This window comes from Flavobacterium flavigenum, from assembly GCF_027111255.2.
GTDB lineage: Bacteria > Bacteroidota > Bacteroidia > Flavobacteriales > Flavobacteriaceae > Flavobacterium > Flavobacterium flavigenum.
Window position 1 is genome coordinate 4,099,880 of record NZ_CP114285.2, and the last position, 12,443, is coordinate 4,112,322.

Annotated in this window: 2 protein-coding genes; both read right to left on the reverse strand. The window is 36.0% G+C overall.

Annotated elements, in window-relative coordinates; translation table 11 throughout:
* Positions 1-3: 3 nt before the first annotated feature.
* Positions 4-11,715 (reverse strand): glycoside hydrolase family protein, encoded by an 11,712-nt coding sequence (locus tag OZP09_RS17070; protein ID WP_281309715.1) that lies wholly within the window; start codon positions 11,713-11,715, stop codon positions 4-6.
* Between the two features lie 10 nt (positions 11,716-11,725).
* Positions 11,726-12,442, reverse strand: coding sequence for a LolA3 family protein (locus OZP09_RS17075; protein WP_281309716.1), 717 nt, complete (start codon positions 12,440-12,442; stop codon positions 11,726-11,728).
* Between the last annotated feature and the right edge of the window lies 1 nt (position 12,443).

Consider the following 12,443-nt stretch of genomic DNA (forward strand, 5'->3'; position numbering starts at 1 on the left):
TGATTATAATTTTACAGGAGGTGTCGTATTTATATTGTTATTATTAGTAGTAGTATTATCAGTAGTAGGAATACTAGTAGGAGTATTTTTGTTATTGCCTTCGCTATCCATATCAAATGTTTTGAACTGTTCTTTGATAATGAGTTCAGCTTTTTTTTGTGTTTTTTTATTTTTTAGGTAATCTAAATGGATATACATATTTTCAGAAAATAATAATGACTCTGCAAATCTCCTTTTTTTAATTCCTTCTCCTCCTGCCATATATTGAAGGAAGAAAAATTCACCAGAAAACTTATTATTTAAATTATCAAAATTTTTAAGTTTTCCTGGTCCCATATTAAAGGATGCATCATAAAGAGCGTTCGTTTCATTTTCCGTTAAACTGAACTTCTTAATATATTTATCTGCAATACTAAATATCCTTTTAGAATCGCTTTTAAAAAGAGATTGAGCCTCGTTTTCATCAATTAAACCGCCAATTTTATAGGGCTCACCATTTAAAATCAAATGACCATAGCCAATTGTTGGGAAACCTTTACTATCTGGATATCCGACATGATTTCCCTTTTTGTCCATTCTTACACCTTCGTACGCTTTCTTGAAAGAAGTAATTGTAGGGTTTTTAATCTCATTTCCATAGTAGTAAGAAGTTTTTCCTTTTTTAATAGATTTAACTAAAACCCCATTTCCCATAGGTCCCGCTTCAGATAATGTCAAAGCACTTTTAACTATGCCATCATCTGAAAATTTATAAATCACAATTTTCTTTTCTAAGCCTTCCAATTCAGTTGCCCTTACTACATCGTTCTCACTAAAAGCATAAGGACTATTCCAAGGATATTCTGAAGCAAGAGGATCTCTTGCAAAAAACCTACCAATCCTAGGATCATGCATCCTAAAGGTATAGTTCAGCGAATTACCTTCACCGCCTTTAATTTCATCATCTTTCTCCTGTCCTTGGAAGCCATATCTGTAGCTATCACTGCTTCCATGGCGTGATGGTACAAGCATTCCAAAAGGATAGTAATCTGAGTAGCTGCGAACGTCTGGAGAAAAAGCAATAACTGAAACCTGATTAGTTGATTCAACGGCTGTATTAACATTATCCAGCGTAAATACTTCTTCTAAATTTCCGTCTTCCCTGTTTTTTAACCACTCTATAATGGTAACAGCACTGGTTGCAGTAAAGGTTATGCTGTTTCTTCCTGAGGTTTTATCCTTTTTTTGAAGGAGAGGGGTTCCAAAACTTGAAGCTTTTACCTGAATCTCAGGAGAAGTTGTCAGTGCTAAATCATAACTTACAGTATATTTTTTACCCGCTGTAGTTACCATAGTGTGTGCTATACCATCAGCCAGCTGTTTTGCCGTTATGACCAGTTTATCAGTATTTGTTGTAACTATTGCAGCATTTCCTGCAGTCCAATTACTTCCTGAATTAAGGTTTGACCAGCCTGTGAAATTAAAATCATTAAGCGTTGTCAGCCCAGGTACATTGGTTGTTCTGGCTAGTTTTCTGTCGCTAATTACCGAAAGAACGTTACCTAAATGGTTCGATAATTCATACTGTTTGTCTCCTACAAAACGGTAGGCAGTAAATGGGGTAGTGGCAAATGAATTTTTGCCCATACCTTGTGCCAGTCCTTCGCAGGCATCACCAATACCGTTGTTGTTCAAGTCTTCCTGAAAAGGATTGTATATGGTTTTGCAATTGTCGCATGCATCGCCATATCCGTCAGGATTCGGTTTCCCGTTTTCATCTACTTCTGTGTCGGCCTGGTCAAAGTTAGCAAATCTTTTGCAATTATCACAGGCATCGCCTATACCATCACTGTCCGTATCCAATTGATTTCCTACGCCTTCTAATGAGGCCTCATTTTTACCATTACGTTTTTTAATACAGTTATCACATACATCTCCAACGCCGTCATCGTCCTCATCTTCCTGTCCTGGATTGAATATATTTGGACATTTATCTTCCGAATCTATATAGCCATCAGCATCTTTGTCGTCTTCTCTTGCGCCACAATAGGTTTTTGAAAAAGGAATGTCAGTAAAAGGAAGACCATTAACCAAGGTCATGTTATAATCATGTCCGATAGAAGAATTGGCGATGGTTCCGGTTCCTTCATCAAAACTGTAGTAATTAGTTAAAACATCTTCTCTTTCCTGACCATTGTCAATTGTATAGCTGAAATCACATATCTGGCTTTTTAGTGCAGGATAGTTTGTCTGTTCTTGTGGTCTGTGAGTAATAGATGTTGCCCCAAGTGTGTTAGGAGGTAAGGTAATAGGAAGACGTGGCGAATCGCTCATCATACGCTCTTCTTCGGGGCCTCTATAATTTTCTGTTACACTACGTAATGTAGTATATTCATTTCCATTTATAGTAATTTTTACATTGTACTGATCTACAATTGGGTCAAGTTCTATTCTCGCTTTTATGTCCCATTCATCTTCCGGAATAGATGGGGATTTAATGATGTAATCAATTGTTTCCTTATCACTTCTATAGCTGAAACGCCATTTTTTATATCCGACTTTAGATCTATGGTGGTTTCTTCTATATTTAATTAGGCTGACTACAGGCTTATAACCAGTTTGATCCTTTTTGATAGATAATAAAACTGAATTTAAATAAGAATATGAGTTGCCGTATGGCCAGTTACCCTCTTTATGAGTACTATGTAAAGCAGCTAATAGATTTGTACCAGTATTTGCTGCATCAATTTTTAAGCGTCCCGTTAATTCTATTACTTTAGTTTGCTGTTGTTCACTTTTAAATAAATTGATCGTATTTTCTGGTTTTTCATTCCAGCTTGCTCTGTCGTTTACATTGTCTAAAAGTATACCTGCAAGAGTATTTACTGCAGGAGTTTCTGTTGTCAGAGCCTGTGCTTCTGTACTGGCCGTTATTTTACTGCTGAGTGCTCTTTTAAGCTGTGTCGCATTCTCTTCGCTAATCTGTATTCTGCGACTTTCAGTTCCAAGTCGGCTGCTGCCATAAATGTCCTGTTCAACAAGGTAATAAGTTGTCAGATTGCCTTGTTTGATCATTTCGTAGGTACTCAGCACATTACCCTGTGCGTCACGCTCGTAATAAGTTGTCGTAGTTTTAGTAGGCGTAGTCACGATTTTCGCAATTCGGTTTCCTAAACCGTCATATTCAAAACTAATAACCGTTCCGTTATTTTTTGTAACCGATTTCACTTTTCCGTCTACACGCCAGTCAATGTCTATTCCTTCCTGCTTATCTTTTGTTAGCTGGCCAATATTATCATATACATAATTTTCATCTTCGGTTTGATTGTCAATATCTAAAGAAGTGTCATTAGCGGTACCACCCGGAGCTACAAACACGCCATTTCCTACTGCATCATTAACACGGCGTAATTGGTTCATGCCGGTATTGTATGTGTAAGATAACTGATCCATTGGTGTGATATTACCATTTAAACGATCTGCCCTGTTCAGTGTAGCTAAATTTCCGTTTCGGTCGTAACTGTAATTTGAATAATAACCATTTGAAGCAACCCCCGCCGTTGTAATCGACTTAGAAGTCATTTCCTTAATCCTGTTCAGCTGATCATATTTATAATAATTGAACTGGGAAGGAATGATATTTTGCTCGTGATCTGTCAATGAAGTAACCATTTCTTTGATGTTACCATTGAATAAATTATTCGTATCCAGTTCTAATGCCTGTGCTTTACTAAAACTGAAAACAGTATTATCCTTACTCACACCGGCGCGCGACTTATAGTCTCCTTTGTAATAATTCAGGGCAAAGCCAAAAGCATCCTGAGCAACATTTAATCCATCTTTACCGGCATCGTAGGCAGAACCTAATTTCTCAGAGTTAACTCCTTTTAACCAGCCTTGTAAAGTATAAACATAATCGAGACCCTGAACTTGTTTATCTCCAAGTTCAACACGTGCCAGCGGACCGTGATCATAATACAGATAGTTGGCTTCTTTCTCCCAGATGATATTGTCTTTACTGGTATATACCTGTTTGATTCTGTTATCGGCATCGTATTCGTAACGGTGGATAAACTGCTCTTTGAGGTTATTTGGCTGATAGGTAACCTTGTTTACATTTCCGCTGATAAGATCATAATCATAGACTACTTTTTTGACAGCACCCTTCATGCTTGTCAGTTTTGGGTTGTTGTTAATGTGATGTACCAGTTCTTTTACGTTTCCGTGAACATCGTAATCATAAAAGATACCATTGGCATAACCGGATACAGGAGAATTACTGGTTAACGTATCAAAATATAAAACACCTGTAACCCTTTTGTGACTGTTGTCTGATCCGTAGGCTGTAAACCAGCTTTGGGTGTCCTTTAAAGGGCTGTCATAAATAGTTTTGGTTACCTGTTCCGTTTCATCAGCGATGTTGTAAGGGTAATTAATTGACTTTGTGACAGCGTCTGTAGGAACCTCATCTCCGGAGGCGTATATCAGACGTCCATTTTCATTGATTTTTATAGCAAAGCCGCTTTTTGTTTTTAGCTGACCCGCTTCTGTGATTCGGCCGAGACCGTCGTAACGGGTATAACTGAACTGCCCCTTGGTTTTTTGCTTACTATTCTGGCTGGCAATAATACGGCCCAACGGATCATATGCAAAAGTAGTTTGGCTGCCAGTATGTAGTTGCCCGTTCTCATCTGTGTGTTGGCCATCTGGTGTTTGCTGCCATACCAGTTGGTTCAGTGAGTTGTAGCGGTATTGCGTCTGCATTGTATGGGCAGGTGCAACATTTTTGGTGTTGAGCTCATTTTCCGGCTGTTTTTCTCTGATGTTATTGATTGTTTTATCATCAGGTGCTGATAATCGGTCTACGCCCTCTGGAGGAACCGTCTGAACGAGGTTTCCTGCCTGATCGTAATAATACAGAGTATATTGATATTCCTTATCAAAAGACATTTGTGTTAAGGTTTCATCTAAACCTTCAAGGGCTGCTTTAAGATAATTTTGCTTGAAAGCTTCTCTTTTATCTGCATAAAAAGCTTCTGATATTTGCTGAATATTGGCGTCGTTTATGGCTTTTTTATAGATTTCACATGGAGTTTTTACACCTTCCTGTACCGGAATATCCAGACTAAAACCAGGCACCATAGTGGCCGGAGGACACATATTCTCATTCGAGTTTACATAATAATTTGTGTAATCGTTCCATGATAGTGTTTCACCTGTTGAACCTGAATTACGCCCGGCGATATAGGAGTGATAGGCTGTAATGGCCAGACCAGCCTTGGGATTACCATATTTTAGATTAGTCGAACCAAATTTATCAATGCTTATAAAAAATGGACTCTCTACAGTTGTAACATTAAACATTGCTAAATACGCCAGATAGTCAGTACTGATATACCCATAGTTCGCGTCACAAAAGAATTTACCATCTAAATCTGCGGGTAGTGTATAACCCTGTACCTGCTGCATGCCTGTTTTAAATTCGTTCCATTTGTCTCCGCAGACTACCGGAGCTACTGTTGGAGGGATACAAAGTTGTTGGCAGTTTGGTGGGGTTGATTCTAATGTATTAGAGAGTTTTGTGGCAGTACTTTTTCTTTGAGTTGGAAAAAGTGAATTATAATTCTCTGTAAGGAAGATGCATATTGATTCGCTTGTCCCCGAACTTGAGGAAAAAAAAATAGAGTTCTTAATATTTAAATTTTGATGACTCACAATTTGGTTATTAATATCTGTGAAAACTATTGTAGCTTTATTATCACCAGTAACATCTATTGAATTAATTTTTTTAATTGTGAGCGATGTAGGATAGTTAAAAAAGGTAGTTGCTTCTATCTGATTGTTATTATTATAAAAGTATAAACTAAAATTCCCTGAATCTTTCCAAACTAGAAATTTAGAAAATTGTACAGGCGTGTTGATACCATTAGGTATGTCTGTAGCCAAATAATAATTTCTGGCCGCCTGAAAGTGTTGTATTAAATTTGATTCCGATATAAAACGATTCACTTCTGGATAATCAGCAATATTTTTGGTTCCAGAATTAATATTTAAATTAGCGTCAAGAAGTTCATTAAAAGCATCTTTGAAATTTTTTTCATATGTTAATTCTTTATTAGTATTTTCACATGAAGCAACAGAATAATCATTAGCCATAAACTGGCAAAAATTTGTAGAATAAGCATATCGTCCGGGTGTCTGTGAGGTACGATGGGCTATAGATGCATTTGTTACTGTAATGGTATTATTGTCCAGATTTTTATAAATTACTTTAACAGAAGAAAGGCTTTCGTTTAGAATGTCAATTGAAATGATTTCTTTAATTTGATTTGCATTTGGAATATTTAGATCTACAACCCCGTCTAAATTTGAACTGATACCATACTGCATTGAAATTATATTTTGTTCTGTAACATGTTGAAATAGTGACATTGCAACAGGGAAACTAAAATAATCACCATTTGGATTGTCAACAATTAGATTGTAACTTCTTAATGCCTGAAAGTGCTCAATTAATTTTGAATTGTCTCTAAAGTATTTAACATAAGGGAAATTTTCTACAGGCTCAGTATAATGATGAGAAACAACAATAATCTCATTCAAAGCATTTTTTAAATTTTCTTCATAATCGGCCTCCTCCTGAGCCTTCAGCTGACATACTGTAGTTCCGGGTGTAGATGTATTCGGTTCTCCACATTCATCCCCATAACCATCTCCATCATAATCGTTTTCACCACATGTTCCACAACAAGCAAAGTATAAGGCATTGTTTTTACCTGCTGTTATAGACCATGTTTTGGTATCAAGGCGGTATCGTGTTCCATTTACATTGAATTTTTTTGTAACTACCCTAAAGATGTTGCTTTTGCTGTCAGTTTTCAGATCACCAATAAAAGTGTCTGTGATGTTGTTAATACTTACAGTGTCATCTCCGGCATTTATTTTCATACGGAGGGTGTCGTTTACGGCAATAGAGAAAAGTCTTTGGCCGGAAACTGTTTCATATTTCCATTTGACAACATCAGTTGCGTTAATTCCAAAATAAGTTTTTAAGTAACCTGTTTTGAAAACATTTCTATTGGTAATATCCTGAGTTGTTGTAAGGGCGCTTGTTTTTTGAAGATCAAGTATTAGGTCTTTTAAGGCACTGCTAAAAAGCTCTTTTTTAGAACATTGGTTGTCGGCTAAAGCTAAGGTTTCGCCTATTCCATTATTACCGGCAAAATGACATTCTCCAACAGCTGCTTTTGTGTAACCTTCAATAATGACTTCTTCCGGAATTGAACATGAACTAGCCGGGTCACGAACAATTGTTGCCAAAATCGTAAATCTGAATGTTTTGGTAGCGGATTCGTACGATTCATAGTGAAAGTTTTTAAACCCTTTTACCTGTGACCATTGTGGTTTAGCTACGCTTGTGCCACAAGGATCAAGATAAGTACCGGCTCCAGGAGTGAAACTTGCAAATTTCAGGGTAATTGAACTGGCTACAGAGTTTTGTGAATTAGCTGTTTGATCAGGATAGAAATTTATAGTGAGGTCATTCCCTTCCGGTTTTCCAATTAACCATGGAGAAATTGTAGTAGTTTCTAAATCAAATTCCGGTTTTTTTTGTGCATTGAATATACCTGATGTTAAGTAAGGCATACTGGTAGCCGGAATATTTAATAATAATCCATCAGGCTGAATCGTTGAATCAACTAAGCCTTTTAAAAAGTTTTCCATGTCAGAAGCCAGAGGACATTTTCCGGTTTCAAGGTATAAATTAGCATCGGCCTGAGCTTCAGCAGCAGCTAATATTTCCTGATCGTTTAATCCGGAATCATAATTGTAATCAGCCGGCATAAAGCGTTTTTCTTTACCGGCGTAATACGATGCAGTCTCTTCTGAGCACGAAGGTAATATTCCGTCTGATCCGGCTGGCAAAACAAAAGGAGCGGATATCGAATTATTAATTAAGATTGTTATATTTCCAAAATTCGTAGTACTATATTTTTTTAATAAATTGGCATAGGAGTCCGTACTGTTGGCATTACCGATACAGTCGTTGTTCCCCAGTTTTTTATTGGCATAGACATGTGCGTAAACTGTACGTGTTTTTTCTTTCAGGGCTAGATAATAACTCTTAAAATTAGCCCACACCCTTTGTTTTAATGGATCTGAAAGAGTAGTAATCTTATCTAGTAAAGTAGTATTGGTTACATTTATTTCATTCTGAAATTTACTGGAACTCATAATACCATTTGAAAATGCTGCAAAATAGTAAGCGGTCTGCAGCATGTTCATCGATTGATCATTGCCCTGAGAATTCTTAAATTTCATGCCATCATAATTAGATGTCAGGGCTTCCTGCATAATACTTTTACGCAAATTGTAATCGGCTGTAGTTTCTCCTGTTTCAGTATTTGCAGAGCTGTAGTAAGGATCTTTTGGACTTACAATGTTCAGTAATTCAGCTAATTTACCATTACTTGTATTAAATATATTATTATTAGGTACGACAGTATTCTTCTCCGTATCAAAATATTCCAAATCTTTTAAAGCTTCATCATAACCATCAGAATTAATACCGGCATCTTTTTTATTACAAATAGCCAGATTGTATAAATAATAGTAATACTCAGGGTGGTAAGGCAATAATTCATTTGCCCATCTTGGCTGCCATTCTTTGATGAAATCAGCAACATGATCTAAATAGTGAGGCGCAACTAAAACGTATCTTTCATCATCGTTTTCAGGGTCATCTACAGTAGGAGGCATGCTGCCATCTTCAAGAGGTCGTAGGGCGGGAGTGTAGGATCCGTCTTCTTCTTTAATAATTTTGATGGTTTCCGGTTCTCCGTTTGCATCTTTATAGAAACCACCATAAGGATACCTCCAGTTGAATTTTGAAATTTTTACAATACTGGTAGTATCGGTATCTTCGTCGGTTACTGTTGTGTTTTTATATCCGCCATATAATAATTGGTTATTTTCATTAAAGACACTTAAACGATCAATTTCAGCATCTTCTGTTTCTGTTGTTTCTGTCTCTGTTGAACCTGTTTCATGATCCAGACCTGCTATTGAACCGTATTGTCCTTCCGGGCTTACATCGCCCAACAGTGTTTCAAGATTGGCATTACAGGAGTTTACCGGCTGCTGACATAATTCGCGGCAGCCTTCAAGCAGTTCTTTAAATTCTGTTTTGTAATGTATGGTGTAGATTCTTATCTCTTCTGTAGAGAAAGTGGTGTTCTGTATCGTTTGTAAATTTTGAATATTATCATTCACATATTTTGTTTCGGCAGTATCAATATAACTTTTTCTGTTGTCTAAAATTCCAAGACTGCTTTGATCTGTTGGAAGTGTTGCTTTGTATGCGAGCCTTTGTGCTTCGTTTTCTAAATTTGAACTTACAAGCGCTTCTTCGCAGCTTATACAGGTAACATTACAATCACTTTCCTGAATTACAGTCTGAAATTGTGCAATAACAGGTTTGCATGCAGTACCGTTTTTTAGCTGTGCAATATAATCATCCGCATATTGATTTAATACCTGTGTGTCTACCTGTAGGTTTTTGTTGAAATTATAGGTGCCAATATTTAGTAATTGATAATTGTTTTCACTTATTTTTTCTTTACCTTCAAAAATTTGATTATTAAAATCAATAGAAGAAGGCGCATAAGATGAAATACTTGGGACACCAATTTTTGTAGAACGAACGGTTGGAGCTGTTCCATAAAGCAATTCAGTTCCACAGTCATTTGTCATGCTTACAGACCAATCGTATACAAAAGGATAATGTTTAGTACTTAAACAGGAATCTGCATAACTACCCATGTTTTTTTTAAGACCATATACAAATTTGATAGTGTCTTGTTTTATGATGTTTACAATAGTATTTAAGCTTACGCCATCTTCTGTAACATTATTATTTCCTGAAGCATATTTATCATTATTGATCAGCAGGTTTTTTGTAGTCAATTGATGTAAACGGTTTTTGGTTTCATCATCCAAAGAAATTAGGTTTCCTTTTTTATCTCCGGCGAGCGCAGTTGCTATTGTTCTGCCCTGAGGATCTAAATAGCTTACGCTGGTCTGCCCATTCGGGTCAATTACAATATTTTTCTTATACAAAGAAGCCTCACCAACTTTATAACCAAAGAGCCTGTTTAATTCCTCTTGAGAAGGATTTCCGTAAAAATAGCTCATCTCATGACCAGTTCCTATTTGATGTTCTTTTCCTACTCCTCCTTTTCGTTTAATACGCCCGGTATTATCAGGCGTGTATTCGATTTGGGAGAAAGGAAGCGAATCTGCTTTAGGAACTAAATCCTGATAATTGTCTGAAATATCATTTTTTTCAGAATAATATTTACTCGCACCACTTGCATCTGACATTACCGGGGCAGGAGAAGGATCACAATTGTTATCGGTTGTTTTTTCCCAGTCAAAATCGTTGTGTGTATAAACAGCACCTGCTTTGTTTTTATTTAAATTCGGATAATAATGTACTCCCGATGATTCAACAGGAGCAGGTAACACCTCTATAGCCGGTCTTCCCTGAGTGTCATAAATAACTTCTCCCACAACGGCTTTATTGTTGGAATTTATTTTGGTAACTGTCTGACGGTTTCGCAGTGAACCATCAAAATAGCTTACGACTTCTTTTTTCTTTCCGTCTTCTGCAAATGAAGATTGATACTGCCAGTTTTTCTTACCGGATTCGTGATTTTCATCAATTTCCAGAAAATTTGGCCAGTCATTAACATTTTTATGTGTTTCTTCAAATCCGGAGGTCCAGTTGCCATAATAATTTTTCGAAACATCATTCAAAAATCGTCCAACCGGTCTTAGCCTGTAAACAAGATATCCTTTTGAATAAATAAGGGGAATTCTATAACTTTCTTCTTTCGTCTGTATTCTGGTACTGTTAAGCTTAAAATCCTGATCGGTTAAAGGAATTCGATTTGGAGCCAATTTGGACCCATCTTCTGCAAAATTGTCTATCCACGTCCATTCGAGTTCGTATTCTACTGCAGGTGCTGTTGCATTTCGTTCCCATGAAATAAGTATTTCTTCAGCCCCGGCACTCATACTCGCAACTTTAGTTGCCGCAGTCCCGTAGTATTTTATAAAATTATGCTGCAACCCTGTAACAGAATTAGGCTGTGAACTGTTTAATTGTAGATTGTAATAGCGTTCTGTATTAAATTTTAATTCCAGATAAGTTGATGGATTGCTAATGGTTGTAACGGCATCATTTTCGTTGTAATAGGTAATTTCTTCGACTTTTACTTTTGCTCTATGAACTCCCGGAAGCTTATAAACAGCGTAATCGTCAAATTGCAATCCCTTAGTTTTATTGTTATACTTTATTTTTAAAGTAATTTTGTCCGGATAAGAAAAAATTTGATTATTCTGACTAGGGTCTTTATACGACGTTATAACAACATCTGAATTGTCATAAGCTGTAATTTTTAATTTTACTTCGCACGAATAAATCCTTAAATAATCGTCTGTATTTGTTTTATCATCAATAAACCCAAAATGAATGGATACATTCGGATTAACCGAGGTAAAGACATTTTGATTTTTTATGTCTTCAAATTTTGGGTCCTTAACTTCAAGGGTAGGTAGTAAAGACAACTCATTTCCAACTTTTTTCTCTCCGGAAAATGTTTCCTGCTGTGCAAATGACAACAATGAAATAAGGAAAAATGTAAATGCTGTTATATATTTGTTGATATACATATATCTGATTTTATTTATTGGAAATGTTTCGTTGGTCAATAATTTCATAATGTTTTAAGCGTGTTGTTGCTACATATTTATTTTTACTTAAGAAATCAAAATAGGTTTTGTCTGCAAAAAGCGATGCATTAACTGCTTTCCGATTAAAGTTGAAATTACTTACTTCTAATCTTGGCATATAGGATTTTGGTGCCCGGTAATCTTTAGAAAAATTGACAGCTGTATTGTAATAAAAAACTGATTTTTGTAAAAAATACTTTTTTGATATCTGAACTACTATTTTAGAGTAGGAAAGATTTGAATATTTTTTTGGGATTAGAATTATTTCCCAATATGTTTTAAAATCCTTAAATGATTCTATTTTGCATAAATCCAGTAAGGGATTAATATCAAAGTTTCCAAAATAACTTTGCAGCGGATCTGAAATTAATACGGCTTTTTCTGCATGGTTTATTTTCAGGTTTATGCTTTTAGAATTCAGTATTTCTGTCTGATCTACTTTCATATAAATCTCATTACGGGAATTTTTGCAAAAAAGTCCCTTGTAAGATTGTTCAATTTTTTTAGATTCTGCGTTTTTATATAAAGTATAATTTGAGTTATACTGCATTGATTCAGCACTGCTGTATTGTTTTCCCATTCGCTGTAAAACTTCATTGACAGTCTGAGCATGACCTAATATAGAGACTGCCAGAAAACTGATGATGAATAAGGATTTATGTAACATA